Origin of the sequence: Streptomyces sp. SAJ15 (assembly GCF_007595705.1) — a bacterium.
GTDB lineage: Bacteria > Actinomycetota > Actinomycetes > Streptomycetales > Streptomycetaceae > Streptomyces.
The window spans coordinates 853,041-870,202 of the sequence record NZ_NISY01000002.1; the positions used below are offsets into that span (position 1 = coordinate 853,041).

The window sequence follows — 17,162 nt, forward strand, 5'->3', positions numbered from 1 at the left end:
AGTTCCGGACGTGGAGATGCCACCCCCTCAGACGCACCGAGACGCCGGGCCCAGGCACACTGGGGGCATGACGACCGGCACCCCGCACCAGACAGGCCCGACCCGCCCTCGGCGCTCACGGACCCGCACCTTCCTGCCGCTGATCCTGGCGGCCTGGATGGTGCTGGAGGTCTGGCTGCTGATGCTGGTGGGGGAGGCGGCCGGCGGGCTGACCGTCTTTCTGCTGCTGGTCGCCGGCATGGTGCTCGGGGCGGTGGTGATCAAGCGTGCGGGCCGGCGGGCCTGGCGCTCGCTCTCCGAGTCGTTCCAGCAGCCGGGAGCCGCCCCGCGGGAGGGCGGCACCGAGCGGGGGAGCGGCCGCGGCGGCGCCGGTGGCTCGGCCTCCGGGAACGCGCTGCCGATGCTCGGCGGCCTGCTGCTGATGCTCCCGGGACTGCTGTCCGACGTCGCCGGGCTGCTGTGCCTGTTCCCGCCGACGCGGGCGCTGCTGCGCGGCCGGGTGGAGCGTGCCCTGGACCGTCGCATGCGCGCCGCGACGCCGGGCGGCCTTGAGGACGTCTTCCAGCAGGCGCAGCAGGCACGCATGCACCGCCCGGACGGCAAGGTGGTCCAGGGCGAGGTGATCAGGGACGAGCCGCGGTCCGACGCGCCGCGCCGCGAGGACCCGCCGCTGCCGCGGTAGCCCCGCGGGGCGCGTCCACCGTCACCCGCCCACGGTTCCGAACGGGTGGCTCACGAGCAGGCTGGGGCGGTGGGTGGCCGCGCCCGCCGGACGGCGCCAGGGCAGGACAAGGGCCGGGGCCGCTGCTCACACAGCGGCCCCGGCCCTTGATCAATCGATATCCGCCCGCGGTTACCGGGCTGAGGCTCGGCTCAGGCGGACTTGCGGGTGTCCCGCGGATGCACGGCGATGTTCATGGCGCCGGAGCGCAGGACCGCCAGCCGCTCGGCCAGCACCTCCTCCAGCTCCTCGCGGGTGCGCCGCTCCATGAGCATGTCCCAGTGCGTGCGCGCGGGCTTGCCCTTCTTCTCCTCGGGGCCGTCGCCATCCACCAGGAGCGCCATGGCGCCACACGCCTTGCACTCCCACTCCGGCGGAATCTCCGCCTCAACCGAGAACGGCATCTCGAATCGATGGCCGTTCTCGCATGCGTACTCCACCGCCTGGCGCGGGGCCAGATCGATGCCGCGGTCGGTCTCGTAGCTGGTCACCACGAGTCGCGTGCCGCGGAGAGCTCGCTCACTCATGAATCGTGCCTCCCGGGCTTGTCGCCCACAGGACAGGTGTCGCTGTCGTCGTCATCCGGTCAACGTCCGGTCGGCGGTGAAGATTCCCGTTCTGGGACATGCGTCGCCCGTCGTGCCGCCCCGTTGTTCTACCCACAGGCGCCCGGTTTGTCACATCTGGCAGCAGATGTCACCCAGCGTTTCCGGCTCTTTAGCGCGCAGTAACGGTACGCCTAGCAGGTCGAGGGCGTACACTACCGCTCTTTGCCTGTAAGCTCTAAATCCGATCCGGAGTGGGACTCTCCGCGCCCTTCGGACGCCGGTGCGTGACCGGGGTCTCGCCGGTGTCGATCGCCTCGGATCCGTCCGTCGCCGTCTCGGATCGCGCGACCACCGCGGAGCCGCTTCCCTCCGCTCCCGGCACGGCGCAGATCCGCAGGAAGAACTGGGCCAGCGGCCCGATCGTCAGGGCGTACAGCACCGTTCCCAGGCCGACCGATCCGCCCATCGCGAATCCCGCCGCCAGCACCGTCAGCTCGATTCCGGTCCGCACCACGCGGATGGAGCGTCCCGTCCGCGCGTGCAGCCCGGTCATCAGCCCGTCGCGCGGGCCCGCGCCGAACCGCGCCGAGATGTACAGGCCGGTCGCCGCCCCGTTGAGGACGATGCCGAAGACCAGCAGGGGCGCCCGCACGGCCAGCGAGTCCGGCTCCGGCATCAGCGCCAGCGCCCCGTCCACCACCAGGCCGATCACCACGACGTTCGAGATCGTGCCGAGCCCCGGCCGCTGGGGCAGCGGGATCCACAGCAGCAGCGCCAGCACGCCGACCGCGATCGTCACCGTGCCGATGGAGTACGAGGTGCGCTCGGAGATCCCCTGGTGGAAGGCGTCCCAGGGGTCGAGGCCGAGGTCGGCGCGCAGCATCATCGCCATGCTCACCCCGTACAGGACGAGCCCCACATAGAGCTGGACGATGCGGCGGGTGAGCTGGGTCCCCCTGGCTGCGGACAAGGAACTCTCCTCGGGGCGGTGCGAGCGTGGTTCGATTGGTGCGCTGGCTGGCGTTATTGGCCTGCCGCGTGACACTCTGGACCAAGGAACAAGTCCAGTTCCATGGCCAATTCCAGGAAGGTGGACCGAAGCCAATGAGTCCATGGACCTCCGCGGTGGGTGCACCGCAGCTCGCCCGCCTCCTGTCCTCCCAGCACACCCGCGAGGCCACCGCCGCCCCGGCCGGCCGCCGGCTGCCCGCCTACCGGGCACTGGCCGACGGGGTGCGGCTGCTGGTCCTCGAAGGCCGGGTGCCGGTCGCCGCCCGGCTGCCCGCCGAGCGTGAGCTGGCCGCCGCGCTCAAGGTCAGCCGCACCACCGTCGCCGCCGCCTACGAGGCGCTGCGCGGCGAGGGCTTCCTGGAGTCCCGGCGCGGAGCCGGCAGTTGGACCGCCGTGCCCGCCGGACGGCCGCTGCCCGGCCGCGGCCTGGACCCGCTGCCGCCCGAGGCCGCCGGCTCGATCATCGACCTCGGCTGTGCCGCGCTGCCCGCCCCCGAGCCCTGGCTGACCCGCGCGTTCACCGGCGCCCTGGAAGAGGTGCCGCTCTACGCGCACACCCACGGCGACTACCCGGCCGGGCTGCCCGCCCTCCGCGAGGCGCTCGCGGACCGCTACACCGCGCGGGGCATCCCCACCATGCCCGAGCAGATCATGGTGACCACCGGCGCCATGGGCGCGGTCGCCGCCACCTGCCGGCTGTTCGTTCGCCCCGGCGAGCGGGTCGCCGTCGAGTCCCCCTCGTACGCCAACGTCCTCCAGCTCATGCGCGAGGCGGGCGTGCGGCTGGTGCCGATCGGCATGGCGGACGGGCTGGCGGGCTGGGACCTGCACGCCTGGCGGCAGGTGCTGCGCGACGCGGCCCCCCGCATGGCCTACGTCATCGCCGACTTCCACAACCCGACCGGGGCGCTCGCCGACGAGGAGCAGCGGCGGCAGTTGGTGGACGCCGCCCGCGCGGCCGGGATCGTGCTGGTCGCCGACGAGACCATGTCCGAGCTGACGCTGGATCCCGGGACCCCGCGGCCGCGCCCCGTCAGCGCCTTCGACCCGGCCGGCAGCACCGTCGTCACGGTCGGTTCGGCCAGCAAGAGCTTCTGGGCCGGGCTGCGCATCGGCTGGGTGCGGGCCGCGCCCGACGTCATCCGCTCCCTGGTCGCCGCCCGCGCCTACGCCGATCTGGGCACCCCCGTGATGGAGCAGCTCGCCGTCGCCTGGCTGCTGAACACCGGCGGCTGGGAGGGCGCCCTGGAGCTGCGCCGCGCCGAGGCGCGCCAGAACCGGGACGCCCTCGTCGACGCGGTCCGTCGACACCTGCCCGACTGGGAGTTCACCGTGCCCCACGGCGGTCTGACGCTGTGGGCGCGCACCGGCGGCCTCTCCGGCTCCCGCATCGCGGAGGTGGGCGAGCGGCTCGGCGTACGGGTCCCCTCCGGCCCGCGCTTCGGTGTCGACGGCGCCTTCGAGGGGTACGTCCGGTTGCCGTTCACGGTGAACGGCCCGGTCGCCGAGGAGGCCGCCAGCCGCCTGGCCGCCGCCACCCGCCTGGTCCGCACCGGCGCCGCGGCCGAGGCCGACCTGCCGCGCAGCTACGTGGCCTGATCCGGATCGCGGTCGCCACGGGGGCGCCGCGTCGGCGCGGGCCCGCCGGGTGGTCGACCGCCCGCACCGGGCGCCCGGCCGGAAGCCGGCCGGGCGTGGTCATGGCGGCCCGGCCGGCTCGGTGCCGCGGGGTCAGGGGGTCCGCACCGGCAACGGTCCGTCGTCGTCGGCGGGCTGCTGGCCCACCGCCGCCTCGACGGCGACGGGCTGCGGGGTGGCCGCGTCCCCTGCGGCGGCGTCCGCCTCGGCCGGGGTCGCGTCCTCGCCCGGAATCGTCCGCTCCGGCAGCAGCTCCAGCACCGCGCGCCGTTGCGTCTCGCTCGCCTCGTCGTCGTGCGGGTCGGGGGTGGCGGGCACCTGGAGTCGGTGCACCGGTCCGCCGCCCAGCCGTGCGTAGCCGCGGCCGGGGGGCACCTCGCGGGTCGGGGTGGTGTGCGGCGGGGCGCCGAGCACGGCGTTGATCTGGTCGTACGAGGCGGGGCCGAGGACCGCGCGGGCGCGGGTGTGGGACCGCACCGGCTCGCTCAGCGCGTCGTAACAGTCGAGCTGTTCGGCCACCACGACGGTGATGTGCGCGGCGCGGCCGTGCCGCAGCGGGAGGTGGAGCAGCTCCTGCGGGTCGGTGCGGCCGTCGGCGGCCGCGAGCTGGCTGAGCACGGTGGGCCGGTCCAGCAGCAGCCACAGGGGGCGGCGGATGTCGTCCGGCACCGGATGTCCGAGCTGCCGTGCGCGGTTGGCGGCGATCAGCCGGCGCTCGGTCTCGTGCGCGGCCCACTCCAGCGTCGCCAGCACCCCGGTCAGCCCGCACTCCACGGCGAGCACCCCGGCCCGACCGGTCAGATAGGCGTACTCGCCGCCTCCGCAGCCGTCCAGCACCAGCACGTCCCCGTGGTGCAGGGCCTGGAGCGCCAGCGAGCGCACCAGGGTGGTGGTGCCGCTTCCGGGCTGACCGAGAGCGAGCAGGTGCGGCTCGGTGGAGCGCGGCCCGGTGCGCCAGACCACCGGCGGCGCGTCCCGGGACTCCTCGCCGTCGAGGACCGGCAGGGTGCGCGCCACCCCGGTCGGGTCGGTGAAGCCGAGCACGGCCTCGCCCGGGGTGGCGACGAAGCGCTGCGCGTGGATCCCGGTGGACAGCGGGGGGAGCACGGACACCTCCAGCCGGTTGTCCTCCTCGTGCCAGTCGAAGAGGTACTCCCGGCCGCGCCCGGACTTGGCGTACAGCAGCTGCTCGATGCGGCCGCGGGCCTCGGGTTCGCCGTCCTTGAAGTACGGGGGATAGCGCAGCCGCAGCCGGAGGAGCCGCCCCTCCTCGTCGAAGGCGTGCTCCTCGAAGGCGGCCGGCCACTGGCCGTCGTGCCGGTAGAGCGGGTCCTGGTCCTCGGGCACCGAGAAGTACGGCACCAGTGCCTCGTACAGCGTCTGGAGCCGCTCGGCGGCGGCCACCTGCACGGCCGTGGGGGCGGACGCCGGGGCGCGCCGCCCCGCCCAGCCGGCCGCGGCCATCAGGGCGACCAGGGCGAGCAGCGGGCCGTACGGCAGCAGCATGACGACCAGGGCGCAGGAGGCGACCAGGAACAGAGCGGGTCCCCGCCGGTCCGACGGCGTCTCCGTCCAGCGGCAGCCCACCATCGCCGCCAGCACCCGCAGGCCGCGGCCCATGGTGAGCAGCGGCTGCAGGATGTCCGCGGCGCCGGCGGTGGCCGAGGTGCCGAGCCGTCGGCCGCGGACCAGGACGCCCCGACCCTGGTCGAGGTATCCCCGGCCGCGCACCAGGACGCCCCGGCCCTGGCCGAGGTACCCCCGGCCGCGCACGAGGAGCTCCCGGCTCCGGGTCAGGGGGTTCCTGGCCCGAGCGAGGAGCTCCGGGCGCCCGCCGGGGGGCTCCCGGTGTCCGCCGAGGCGCTCCCGGCCGTGGTGCAGGAGTCCCTTGCCGCGGCCGAGGAGCTTCCGGCTCCGGGCGCCGAGCGCGCGGCTCCGCTCGCGAAGGGAGGCGCCGTCGGTGGGGATGCGGGGAAGCGGTCGTCGTGGCACGTCAGATCTTGATCCCACCCAGCAGGCTGGCGAGACTCGCGCCGCCGGCCTTGATGCTCGGGGCGATGGCCGTGCCCGCCAGGTAGAAGCCGAACAGGCAGCAGACGAGGGCGTGGGACGCCTTGAGGCCGTCCTTCCGGAAGAAGAGGAAGACGATCACGCCGAGCAGGACGACGCCAGAGATGGACAGGATCATGACGATTCTCCTGGATGGTGGGGGGACGGTCACCATGAGTGGTTCCAGGATCACAGGATGTGTCGAGTTTCACGAAGGCGCAAATGGGTGGTTTATCCACGTATTCCGCTGAACGGGGCCGGGGCGCGCCCTTGCTGATCATCGTCCCGCGGAGGTACGTACTCTGGACGGCGGAGGCGGCCCGGGGCGGCCGCCCCAGCCGCGGTCAGGCACCAGTCGAATCCGGAGGACGAGGCCATGAGTGAGCCGAACGCCGAGCAAGAGCCCGCACACGACCCCGAGGTGCTCCAACTCGCGGCCAAGATCTTCGACCTGGCCCGCCACGGCGACACCGACACGGTCGCCGCCTACGTGGACGCGGGCGTCCCCGCCAACCTCACCAACGACAAGGGCGATTCGCTGCTGATGCTCGCCGCCTACCACGGGCACGCCGACACCGTGGCGGCCCTGCTGCACCGCGGCGCCGACCCCAACCGCCCCAACGACCGCGGCCAGACCCCGCTCGCCGGGGCCGTCTTCAAGGGCGAACCGGACGTCCTCCGCGCCCTCCTCGACGGCGGCGCCGACCCGCGCCTGGGCTCCCCCTCCGCCATCGAGACGGCCCGTATGTTCGAACGCCGGGACCTGCTGGAGCTCTTCGGCGCGGAGGGCTGAGCGGGCGGTCCCCGCGGTGTCCTCCGCGGTGACCCGCCGTCCGACCCGCCGCGGTCTCCCCGCCCGGGTAACCGTCGTGGCCGATCGGTAGGTTGGGGCTCATGAACATCGGAGATGTGGTCGAGGACTTCGAGCTGCCGGACGAGACCGGCGCCACGCGAACGCTGAGCGGACTACTCGCCGACGGTCCGGTGGTGCTGTTCTTCTACCCGGCGGCCCTCACCCCGGGGTGCACCAAGGAGGCGTGCCACTTCCGCGACATCGCGGCCGAGTTGCGCGCGCAGGGGGCGCGACCGGTGGGGGTGAGCGCGGATCCGGTGGCCCGACAGGCGGAGTTCGCGGAGCGGCACACGCTGGGCTACCCGCTGCTGTCGGACCCGGACGGCACGGTGCGGGAGCGGTTCGGCGTGAAGCGCGGGATCGCGGCGGTGCCGACCAAGCGGGTGACGTTCGTGATCGACACGGACCGGCGGGTGCTGGAGGTCGTGAAGAGCGAGTTCCGGATGTCGGTCCACGCGGACCGGGCACTGGAAGCGCTGCGCCGCAGGGCGCGGTAGCGGTCCGGGCGCCGGCGATCCGCATGGACGAGCCGCGTACGTCCCCCGCCTCCCCGCGCGGACGCGGCCCGGGCGGCCGGGAACGGCCGCCCGAGGACCGGGAGCTGAGCCCGTACACCGGCTGGACCCGTGCCCACTGGGAGTGGGCCGCCGACGGCCTGCTGGCCGCGGTGGCGCCGTACGCCGGCGCCGGGGGCGCGCTCTACCACCTGCCCGGCGGCCGGCCCAGCGTCTCGGGGCGGCGCTCGGACGGGCTGGAGGGGTACGCCCGCACCTTCCTGCTGGCCGCCCTGCGGGTGGCGGGGGCGCGGGGAGCCGACCCGGGTGGGCTGTTGGCGCGCTACGCCGCCGGGCTGGCGGCCGGCACGGCGCGGCCGGGCGGCCCCGGCCCCGAGGACTGGCCGCGCGTCACCGACCGGTCCCAGCCGCTGGTGGAGGCCGCGTCCCTGGCGCTCGCCCTGCGACTGACCCGGCCCTGGCTGTGGGACCGGCTGGACGACGCGGTCCGCGAACGGGTCGCCGACTGGCTGACGGACGCCCTCACCGCCGAGCCGCACCCCAACAACTGGGTGCTCTTCCCCGCGACCGTCGGCGGCTTCCTCGCCGAGGTCGGCCACCGGCCCGCCGCCGCCCGCGCCGCCGTGACACGCGGCCTGGCCCGCATCGAGCCCTGGTACGCGGGAGGCGGCTGGTACACCGACGGGCGCGGCCGCGCCTTCGACCACTACAACGGCTGGGCGCTGCACCTGTACCCGGGGCTGACCGCCTGGCTCGACGGCGACGCCGCCCGCGCCGCCCGCTACGGCCCCCGGCTCGCCGCCCACCTCGCCGACCAGGCCCGGCTGTTCGGCGCGGACGGCGCCCCGCTGCACCAGGGGCGCTCCCTCACCTACCGCTTCGCGGCCGCCGCCCCGCTGTGGCTGGGCGCTCTCACCGGACACACCCCGCTGAGCCCCGGCACCACCCGCCGCCTCGCCTCGGGGGCGTTGCGCTACTTCCTCGACCGGGGCGCGACCGCCGGCACCGGACTGCTCTCCCTGGGCTGGCACGGCCCGTACGAAGGGGTGTTGCAGCGCTACTCGGGACCCGGTTCGCCGTACTGGGCGAGCAAGGGCTTCCTCGGGCTGCTGCTCCCCGCCGACCACGCGGTGTGGACCGCGCGCGAGGAGCCCGCCCCGGTCGAGCGCGGCGACGCCGTCCACACCGTGGCCGCCCCCAACTGGCTCGTGCAGTCCACCGTCGCCGACGGGCTGGTCCGCGTCCACAACCACGGCAGCACCCATCCGGACCCCGACGATCCGCACTACGCCCGACTCGCCTACTCCACCGCCACCGGCCCCGCGCCCCACGGGGCCGCGCCCGACAACCACTTCGGGCTGTGGCGGGATGGACGGATCACCTCCCGCACCGAGCCGGAGCCGCTGGGGGCCGGCGACGGCTGGGCCGCCTCACGCCACCGCGCGGGGCCGGCCCGCGTCCTCAGCCTGGTCCTCGCCCACGGCGCCGGCGAACTGCGCGCCCACCTGGTCACCGGCGCCCCGCGCGGTGCGGAGGTGCGGCTCAGCGGCTGGGCGGCGGACGGCTCGCCGCGCTCCGAACTCCTGCCCCTGCACGGGCTGTCGGCCGCTTCGGCGCCGCCGCCGGTGGCCACCGCCTTCGCCCGACGCGCCACCGCCCCCGCCCTGCGGGGGACGGCGGTCGGCGACCCGCGCGGTGACCTGTTCCTGTGTCTGGCCCGTCTCACCGCCGTCGTGGACCCGCCTCCGCTCGCCACCTCGGCGACGGTCACCGTGCGCCGCGGCTCGGACGGTTGGGAGTTGACCGTCGCCTGGCGTGGCGGCCCGACCCAGCGGGCACGGTTGACGGCGGAGTCGGTGCGGGTGACGACCGCGCCCTGAGCCCGCCCTGGCGGAAGTGTCGTAGAAGCGCACCCGCGCGGAGCGCCTAACCCAGCGTGGAGAAGGTGAACGAGAACTCCGCCGGAGCCGCCTCCAGCCGGTACTCGGGCAGCACCCCGGGCCCGCAGGACTGGCTGCCGATGCCGTGCTGACCGTGGTCGAGGTTGACCCAGACGGTGTCCGGCGAGGGGAGCAGATCCGGGGTGTGCTCCGCCGCCTCCAACCGCTCGCTGGTCCAGCGGCGCGCCGTGAACCAGAACACCGGCTGCCCCTCGATCCGCAGTCCCCGCCCGGACGGCTCGGTCAGCTCCGCCCACCGGACGTCGGCCCGGGCCCCGTTCTCCTGCGGCCGCACATACGGCGTCTGCATCGCGTCCACCGACAGCTCCCAGCGGGCCACCCGGGCCGCCGCGCGGGTGTCCGGGTATGCCTCGCCCGGACCGCCGCCGTACCACCGGGCGTGGCCGCAGGAGGCCGGCACCCCGAGCCGCACCCCCAGCCGGGGCAGGGGGCAGCTCCAGTCGCCCTCGGGGACGACCGAGACGGCCAGCCGCAGCCGGTCCGCGGTGGCCGTCCACCGGTAACGCACCGCCAGCGCCAGATCGGTGGCGGCCGGGGCGACCCGTGAGCGCACGGTCAGCGTGGTGTCCGTGGTCTCCACCGCGTCCACCCGGTGCCGCATCCGGTGCAGTCCGAGTCCCCGCCAGATCGGGCCGTAACGCTCCTCGGGCTGCCAGGGCGCCCCGTTGTCGTTGTCGGTCGGCGCCCGCCACACGTCCAGCCGGGGGCCGGTCACCGGAAGGTCCCCGAGGGCGGTCAGGGCGCCGGTGGCGGCGTCGAAGGCGCCGGGGCCGAGGGTGATCCGGCCGTCCGCGCGACGCGGCGCGGCGGCCGCGGCGATCACCGGGGCGGGCGGCCGGTTCGGGGCGGGCAGCCGGGCCCAGGCCACCTCGTGTCCCGCCGCCGCCCAGGCGGTGTCGGAGGCCAACCGGGCCCGCAGGGTCCACTGCGCCTCGCCGGTGCGCTCGGTCACCGGCGGGTCGGGGAGCTTGAGGTCCGCGGCGGCGCCCGCGCTCAGCGGCGGCACCTCCCACTCGCCGGCGGCGAGCGTCTCGCCGTCGACCTCGTAGGACCAGGTGAAGGCGAGCCCGGACAGATCGGCGAAGTCGTGGCGGTTGACGACCCGTGCCGTGCCCGCCGCCCCGTCGCCCTCGATGAGCACCGGCTCGATCACCTTCTTGTACTCGACCAGGCCGGGGGAGGGCGTGCGGTCGGGGAAGAGCAGCCCGTCGCAGACGAAGTTGCCGTCGTGTAGTTCCTCGCCGAAGTCGCCGCCGTAGGCGAAGTACCGCCGGCCGTCGGGCGTGCGGCGGGCCAGACCGTGGTCGATCCATTCCCAGACGAAGCCGCCCTGGCAGCGCTCGTGGGTCTCGAACAGCCGCTGGTACTCGGTGAGTCCGCCGGGGCCGTTGCCCATCGCGTGGGCGTACTCGCAGAGGATGAACGGGAGGCGGTCGCGGCGTTCGCCCAGCTCGCGGTCGAGCAGCGGCGTCTCGGCGCGTCGACCGATCCGCTCCACCTCCTCGTGCGGCGCGTACATCCGCGAGTAGACGTCGGTGTCCCGGCAGGACAGGTCGCCCTCGTAGTGGACCAGCCGGTCCGGGTCGCGCTCCCGGATCCAGCGGGCCATGGCGGTCAGCCCCCGGCCGGTGCCGCACTCGTTGCCCAGCGACCACATGATCACCGAGGGATGGTTCTTGTCGCGCTCGACCATGCGGGCCGCGCGGTCCAGCAGCGCCGGGGTCCAGCGGTCGTCGTCGACGGGATTGCCGCGCCAGCCGACCGCGTGGAAGCCGTGGGTCTCCAGATCGCACTCGTCGATCACCCACAGGCCCAGCTCGTCGCAGAGGTCCAGGAAGGCCGGGTGGGGCGGGTAGTGGCTGGTGCGCACGGCGTTGATGTTGTGCTGCTTCATCAGCTCCACGTCGCGGCGCATCGTCTCCGGGTCCAGGGCGCGGCCCCGCTCGGGGTGGAACTCGTGCCGGTTCACGCCGCGCAGCAGCACCCGCCGGCCGTTGACCGTCAGCAGCCCGCCCTCGACGGCCACCGTGCGGAAGCCGAGGCGCAGCGGGACGCGCTCGCCCGCCGTCGTCAGCTCGGCCGCGTAGAGGCGTGGCGTCTCGGCGGTCCACGGCTCTACGGGGGCGGTGGCGCGCTCGCCGGTGGCGAGCTCCAGGCCGAGCTCCGGCACGCTCACCCGACCGCCCGGCTCGGCGTCGACGCGGAGCGTTCCGGTGCCGGTGGTGTGGTCGTAGGAGGCGTGCACGAAGACGTCCCGGACGGCGCCCTCGGGACGGTGCTCCACGGTCACGTCGCGGAAGATCCCCGGCAGCCACCACTGGTCCTGGTCCTCCAGGTAGCTGCCGGCGGACCACTGGTGCACCCGAACGGCCAGCACGTTGCCGCGTGGTCGGAGCAGGTGCCCGACGGCGAACTCGTGCGGCAGTCGGCTGCCCTGGAAGGTGCCCAGCTCCGTCCCGTTCAGCCAGACCCGGGCACAGGACTCCACGCCCTCGAAGCGCAGCGTGGCCGCCCCGGCCGCGGGCCAGTCCACGGGCAGGTCGAAGACGCGGCGGTGGTCGCCGGTGGGGTTCTCGTCCGGGGTGCGGGGCGGGTCGACGGGGAAGGGGTAGCCGGTGTTGGTGTAGGCGGGGGAGCCGTGGCCCTGGAGCACCCAGTGGCCGGGCACCGCCAGCTCGTCCCAGCCGGAGGCGTCGTACCCGGGCCGGGCGAAGGAGTCGTCCTCGGCATCGGCGGAGGGCGCGAGCCGGAACCGCCAGATCCCGTTCAGCGACAGCCGCGGGGCGCTGGAGGCGGCGTGCCAGGCGCGGGGCGGCAGGGTGCCGCCGCCGGGCGACACGTCCTCGTAGTAGCGGAGTGCGGGGGCGGGCTGCTGGTCGGGGGAGCGGCTCATGGGTCTCCTCGGTCTGCTCAGTCAGCGACGAGAATCACGTCCAGCGTGCGCGGGCCATGGACCCCCTCGACCCGGTTCAGCTCGATGTCGCTGGTGGCGGACGGGCCGGAGATCCAGGTCAGCGGGCGGGCGGGGTCCAGACGGTCGAGGGCCTGCGGCACCGAGTCCACCACCTGCTCCGGCACCCGGACGACGCAGACGTGGTGGTCGGGCACGAGGCTGACGCGGCGTCGGCCCTGGTCGGGCCCGCCGTCCAGGACCAGGGTGCCGGTCTCGGCGATGGCGACGGCGCAGCCGGTGACGACGCTGTCGACGGCGGCGAGCTCCCGCGGCGTCCGCTCCGCCGCGTCCACCACCCGCCGCGCGGTCCCGCTGCCGGCGAGCCAGTCGGCCGGCAGGCCGGCCGGCACCAGCACCGTGCGGGCGCCGCGGTTCGCGAGCAGCCGGGCGACGAGGCCGGGGAGTCCGGCGGCGTCCGTGCGGTGCACCCGGGCGCGGTAGTCGGCGAGGTTCTCGGCCAGCAGCGCGACCCGTTCGGCCGCCGTGCGCTCGCCGTGCGTCCGCGCGTAGCCCCGGTCGACCGGGACGTCGGCGGGGGTCTCGCTCCGCGGGACGTCGGTGAGGGCGCGGCGGATCCGGGCCAGGATCAGATCACGGCTGCTCATGGGGGTCCCTTTCGCCGCGCGTGCGCAGCCACCAGTCGCGGAACGACTCCGCCGGCACCTCGGGCAGCGCGCGGGAGTCGCTCCAGGCCCGGCCCGGTCCGGGCAGCCGACGCGGATGCAGCCGGCGGGTGCGGGCGGCCAGCCGCTGGCCGGCGCGCAGCACGCCCGGATGGTCGAAGGCCCACGCCGCGGCCCGCAGCGCGGCCCGCTCGGCGGCGTGCCCCCGGGCCGGCCTGATCACCGTGCGGGTGCCGCGCAGCGTCACCTGGCCGCCCTGGACGACCCGTTCGCGCAGATGCACCAGGACCTCGGGGATGTCGATGGCGACGGGACACACCTCGTAGCAGGCGCCGCAGAGCGAGGAGGCGTACGGCAGTGAGGCGTCCAGCGGGGTGCCGGTGCCGCGCAGCTGCGGGGTGAGGATGGCGCCGATGGGTCCCGGATAGGCCGAGCCGTAGGCATGCCCGCCGGCCCGCTCGTAGACCGGGCAGACGTTGAGACACGCCGAGCAGCGGATGCAGCGCAGGGCCTGGCGGCCGACGGTGTCGGCGAGGGCGTCGGTGCGGCCGTTGTCGAGGAGCACCAGGTGGAAGGCGCGTGGTCCGTCGCCGTCGGTGGTGCCGGTCCAGGTGGAGGTGTACGGGTTCATCCGCTCGGCGGTCGAGGAGCGCGGCAGCAACTGGAGGAAGACCTCCAGGTCACGCCAGGTGGGCACCACCTTCTCCACCCCGACGACGGAGATGAGGGTCTCGGGCAGGGTCAGACACATCCGCCCGTTGCCCTCGGACTCCACCACGACCATCGTGCCGGTCTCGGCCACCATGAAGTTGGCCCCCGAGACGCCGACCTTGGCGGTCAGGAACTTCTCCCGCAGATGGAGCCTGGCGGCCTCGGCCAGCTCGGCGGGCGTGTCGCCGAGCCCCTCCGGCGCCGGGCGGCCCCAGTCCCCCATCCGCCGGGCGAAGATGTCGCGGATCTCGCCCCGGTTGCGGTGGATGGCCGGGACCAGGATGTGCGAGGGCAGATCGTCGCCCAACTGCACGATCAACTCGGCCAGATCCGTCTCGTAGGCGGTGATGCCCTCCCGGGCGAGCGCGGTGTTCAGCCCGATCTCCTGGGTGGCCATCGACTTGACCTTGACCACCTCGGTCTCGCCGGTGGCGCGCACGAGGTCGACGACGATCCGGTTGGCCTCGGCCGCGTCCCCCGCCCAGTGGACCCGCCCGCCGGCGGCCGTGACCGCCTCCTCCAGCCGCGGCAGGTAGTGGTCCAGATGCCGCAGCGCGCGGTCCTTGATCGCCGCCCCGGCGGCCCGGAGCGGCTCCCAGTCGGGCAGTTCGGCGACGGCCGCGGCGCGCTTGGCGCGGATGGTGTGGGTGGCGTGCCGGAGGTTGGCGCGCAGCCGCGCGTCGTCGACGGCGGCCGCGGCGGCCCGGGGGAACGCGGCGCGGGGCGGCTGCGCGCCCCGGTCGCCCCCGGAGGGCGGCGGGAGCGCCGGCATGCCGAGGAAGGTGCCGCTCACCAGATGTCTCCCTCCGTGCTGGCCAGGATCTCGGCCAGGTGGACCGGGCGGACCGCCGAGCCGCGGCGGGCGAGCGTGCCACCGATGTGCAGCCGGCAGGAGTTGTCGACCGTGCAGATCGTCTCGGCGCCGGTCGCGGCGATGTGACGGGCCTTGTCGGCGCCCATCGCGGCGGACACGGCCGCGTTCTTGACGGCGAACGTGCCGCCGAAGCCGCAGCACTCCTCCGCCCCGGGCAGTTCGACCAGCTTCAGCCCGCGCACCGCCGCCAGCAGCCGGCGCGGCCGGTCGCGAAGGCCCAGCAGTCGCAGCCCGTGGCAGGTGGGGTGGTAGGTGACGGTGTGCGGGAAGTACGCCCCCACGTCGGTCACGCGCAACACGTCGACCAGGAACTCGGTGAGTTCGTACGTCTTCGGCACGGCGCTCTCGGCGGCCTCGGTCAGCTCCCGACCGCGCCCCTCGGCCGCGGCCCTGGCGCCGATCCGCGGATAGTTGTCCCGGACCATCGCCGCACACGACCCGGACGGGGTGACGACGTGGTCGTAGCCCCGGAAGGCGGCGGCGTAGCGGCGCACCAGCGGCTCGGCCTGGTGCCGGTAGCCGGTGTTGTACTGCGGCTGGCCGCAGCAGCTCTGCGCGGCGGGGAAGTCCACCTCGACGCCGAGCCGTTCCAGCAGGGTGACGACGGCCCGACCGGTGCGCGGATAGAGCGTGTCGTTGACGCAGGTGACGAACAGCGCTACGCGCACGGGACCTCAGCCCTCCTCCTGACGTCTGATCACCCGTCGGCTCATACTGCCGCAGTGCGGAGGGGCTGTGAAGCGGCGCGCGCGGGACCCGCTCCGGCGGAGGGGGACAGCAGCGCGCGGATGTCCCGCACGGCGGCGCGTCCGGCGCGGTTGGCCCCGATGGTGCTCGCGGAGGGGCCGTAGCCGACGAGGTGGACGCGCGGGTCGCGGCGAGTGCGGGTGCCGTCCAGGGCGATGCCGCCGCCCGGCTCGCGCAGTCGCAACGGCGCCAGGTGGTCGATGGCGGCACGGAAACCCGTGGCCCACAGGATCACGTCGGCGTCGACCGTGCGGCCGTCGGCCCAGGCCACGCCGGAAGGGGTGATCCGGTCGAACATCGGCAGCCGGTCCAGCACCCCGTCGGCCAGCCCCCGCCGCACCGCGTCCGTCATCGCCAGCCCGGTCACGGAGACCACGCTGCGCGGCGGCAGGCCCTGCCGCACCCGGTCCTCCACCAGGGCGACCGCCGTCCGCCCCCGGTCCTCGGTGAACGGCCCCTCGCGGAAGGCCGGCGGCCGCCGGGTCACCCAGGTGGTCTCGGCCGCCACCTCGGCGATCTCCAACAGGTGCTGCACGGCGGAGGTGCCGCCGCCCACGACGATCACCCGTCGCCCCGTGAACGGTTCGGGTCCGGGGTAGTTCGCCGTGTGCAGTTGGCGGCCGCGGAAGTCCGCCTGGCCGGGGTAGCGGGGCCAGAACGGCCTTTCCCAGGTCCCGGTGGCGTTGATCAGCGCACGGGCGGCGTATGTCCCCTCGGAGGTCTCCACCAGCAGCCGGCGGCCCTCGCCCTCGCGCACCGCGAAGACGTCCACCGGCCGGTGCACCCGCAGGTCGAAGGCGCGCTCGTAGCCGTCGAAGTAGTCGCCGATCACCTCGGACGAGGCGCGGCCGGGGTCGGCCTCGGTCAGCTCCATGCCCGGCAGGGCGTGCATGCCGTGCACCGTGCCGTAGGTGAGCGTCGGCCAGCGGAACTGCCAGGCCCCGCCGGGCCGCGGGGAGCGGTCCAGGACGACGAAGTCCCGGTCCGGCTCGTATCCCACTCGGCGCAGGTGGTAGGCGCTGGACAGCCCCGCTTGTCCCGCGCCGATGACGACGACGTCCACTTCGCGTGCCCCGGGGGCAATGTCGTTCACGTTTCTACTAACGGCGGCGGGGTCGTGGATCTTCCCGGCCCCGGCCCCGGCCCCGGCCCCGGCCCCGGTCTCGGCGACCGGGATCGGCGCCCGGAACCCGGACGAGTCCGTCCCGGGTTCGCCCGGGGCTCGTCCGGGGCTCGTCCGTCGTACGAGGATGGGGGCATGACGCAGAACTTCCACACCCAGGTCCTGGACATCACGACCGGCACCGACGAGGTCGTCGTCGACCTGACCGCCACCTGCGAGGCGTTCCTGCGGGAGCGGGCGGACGGTCGCGACGGGCTGCTCAACGTCTTCGTCCCGCACGCCACGGCCGGCCTGGCGGTGCTGGAGACCGGCGCCGGCAGCGACGACGACCTGCTGGCCGCCCTGCGCCAGCTGCTGCCGGCCGACGACCGCTGGCTGCACCGCCACGGCAGCCCCGGCCACGGCCGCGACCACGTCCTGCCCGCCCTCGTCCCGCCGCACGCGACCCTCCCGGTCGTCGGCGGCAGGCTGGTGCTCGGCACCTGGCAGTCGGTCTGCCTGGTCGACACGAACGGTGACAACCCGCACCGCCAGGTGCGGCTGAGTTTCCTGGGCTGACCGGACGGGACTTCTCCGGCATACCGCCGTTGCCTGGTATTTCCTTGCATTGTGGGGCGGTTCGGGCGCGAATCCCGGTCATTCACCGGTCACGGTGATGGTCGGGTCACGCTCGGTGAGTCCATGGTCGAAGTCGATCTGGTCGTGCCCCCATCGCGCCTCATTCTTCTCCTTGTGTTCATCTCCCGTACACCGATGGCGTGCGTACTGACCCCGGCCCGAGCAGAACAGGCCGCGCGGCTTCGCCCAGGTGGTCGCGGTATCGACACGCATGAGG

Annotated in this window: 16 protein-coding genes; 6 read left to right on the forward strand and 10 right to left on the reverse strand. The window is 74.8% G+C overall.

Translation table 11 applies throughout. From position 1 onward, the window contains the following. Window positions 1–67: 67 nt before the first annotated feature. Window positions 68–682: an FxsA family membrane protein gene (gene fxsA / locus CD790_RS09140; protein WP_144382529.1), complete on the forward strand. Its 615-nt coding sequence runs from the start codon at window positions 68–70 to the stop codon at window positions 680–682. 191 nt (window positions 683–873) lie between these two features. Here fxsA and CD790_RS09145 read toward each other — a convergent pair whose 3' ends face one another. Beyond that, the gene (locus CD790_RS09145; RefSeq protein ID WP_144382530.1) at window positions 874–1,248 is read right to left on the reverse strand and encodes an RNA polymerase-binding protein RbpA; all 375 of its coding nucleotides are present in this window, start codon (window positions 1,246–1,248) and stop codon (window positions 874–876) included. 256 nt (window positions 1,249–1,504) lie between these two features. Then, the gene (locus tag CD790_RS09150; RefSeq protein ID WP_260867477.1) at window positions 1,505–2,161 is read right to left on the reverse strand and encodes a YitT family protein; all 657 of its coding nucleotides are present in this window, start codon (window positions 2,159–2,161) and stop codon (window positions 1,505–1,507) included. 212 nt (window positions 2,162–2,373) lie between these two features. Here CD790_RS09150 and CD790_RS09155 point away from each other — a divergent pair, with 212 nt between their 5' ends. After that, the gene (locus CD790_RS09155; protein ID WP_144382531.1) at window positions 2,374–3,879 is read left to right on the forward strand and encodes a PLP-dependent aminotransferase family protein; all 1,506 of its coding nucleotides are present in this window, start codon (window positions 2,374–2,376) and stop codon (window positions 3,877–3,879) included. Window positions 3,880–4,011: 132 nt separating this feature from the next. Here the strand turns inward: CD790_RS09155 and CD790_RS34470 are convergent, their stop codons facing one another. Together CD790_RS34470 and CD790_RS09165 are read right to left on the reverse strand one after the other, a co-directional pair. Further along, complete coding sequence (locus CD790_RS34470; RefSeq protein WP_399217247.1) at window positions 4,012–5,652, reverse strand: hypothetical protein; 1,641 nt, start codon at window positions 5,650–5,652, stop codon at window positions 4,012–4,014. A 259-nt stretch (window positions 5,653–5,911) separates the two neighbouring features. Further along, on the reverse strand, window positions 5,912–6,106 hold the full coding sequence (locus tag CD790_RS09165) for a hypothetical protein (protein ID WP_144382532.1): 195 nt from the start codon (window positions 6,104–6,106) through the stop codon (window positions 5,912–5,914). A gap of 237 nt (window positions 6,107–6,343) precedes the next feature. On the opposite strand from CD790_RS09165, the gene CD790_RS09170 reads away from it, so the two are divergent. From CD790_RS09170 to CD790_RS09180, 3 genes are all read left to right on the forward strand, one after another. Further along, window positions 6,344–6,760: an ankyrin repeat domain-containing protein gene (locus CD790_RS09170; protein WP_144382533.1), complete on the forward strand. Its 417-nt coding sequence runs from the start codon at window positions 6,344–6,346 to the stop codon at window positions 6,758–6,760. 101 nt (window positions 6,761–6,861) lie between these two features. Then, on the forward strand, window positions 6,862–7,317 hold the full coding sequence (locus CD790_RS09175; protein WP_144382534.1) for a peroxiredoxin: 456 nt from the start codon (window positions 6,862–6,864) through the stop codon (window positions 7,315–7,317). Between the two features lie 23 nt (window positions 7,318–7,340). Then, complete coding sequence (locus CD790_RS09180) at window positions 7,341–9,215, forward strand: DUF2264 domain-containing protein (protein WP_144382535.1); 1,875 nt, start codon at window positions 7,341–7,343, stop codon at window positions 9,213–9,215. A 46-nt stretch (window positions 9,216–9,261) separates the two neighbouring features. Here the strand turns inward: CD790_RS09180 and CD790_RS09185 are convergent, their stop codons facing one another. The 5 genes from CD790_RS09185 to CD790_RS09205 are packed head-to-tail and all read right to left on the reverse strand — an operon-like array spanning window position 9,262 to window position 16,297. Next, complete coding sequence (locus tag CD790_RS09185) at window positions 9,262–12,189, reverse strand: glycoside hydrolase family 2 TIM barrel-domain containing protein (protein WP_144382536.1); 2,928 nt, start codon at window positions 12,187–12,189, stop codon at window positions 9,262–9,264. 17 nt (window positions 12,190–12,206) lie between these two features. Continuing rightward, window positions 12,207–12,854: a lactate utilization protein C gene (locus tag CD790_RS09190; protein WP_144382537.1), complete on the reverse strand. Its 648-nt coding sequence runs from the start codon at window positions 12,852–12,854 to the stop codon at window positions 12,207–12,209. Then, the gene (locus CD790_RS09195) at window positions 12,841–14,376 is read right to left on the reverse strand and encodes a lactate utilization protein B (protein WP_399217175.1); all 1,536 of its coding nucleotides are present in this window, start codon (window positions 14,374–14,376) and stop codon (window positions 12,841–12,843) included. Before CD790_RS09195 ends, CD790_RS09190 begins: the two co-directional genes overlap by 14 nt. Next, complete coding sequence (locus CD790_RS09200; RefSeq protein ID WP_144382538.1) at window positions 14,373–15,125, reverse strand: (Fe-S)-binding protein; 753 nt, start codon at window positions 15,123–15,125, stop codon at window positions 14,373–14,375. The genes CD790_RS09195 and CD790_RS09200 overlap by 4 nt, the downstream gene beginning before the upstream one ends. Window positions 15,126–15,166: 41 nt before the next feature. Then, on the reverse strand, window positions 15,167–16,297 hold the full coding sequence (locus tag CD790_RS09205) for an FAD-dependent oxidoreductase (RefSeq protein WP_144382539.1): 1,131 nt from the start codon (window positions 16,295–16,297) through the stop codon (window positions 15,167–15,169). Window positions 16,298–16,462: 165 nt separating this feature from the next. Between CD790_RS09205 and CD790_RS09210 the strand changes: the two genes are divergently transcribed. Then, window positions 16,463–16,885 carry a YjbQ family protein gene (locus CD790_RS09210; protein ID WP_144382540.1) on the forward strand — a complete coding sequence of 141 codons (423 nt, stop codon included), beginning with the start codon at window positions 16,463–16,465 and terminating at the stop codon, window positions 16,883–16,885. 78 nt (window positions 16,886–16,963) lie between these two features. Here the strand turns inward: CD790_RS09210 and CD790_RS09215 are convergent, their stop codons facing one another. After that, window positions 16,964–17,158, reverse strand: a complete 195-nt coding sequence (locus tag CD790_RS09215) for a hypothetical protein (protein ID WP_144382541.1) — start codon at window positions 17,156–17,158, stop codon at window positions 16,964–16,966. Window positions 17,159–17,162: the final 4 nt, after the last annotated feature.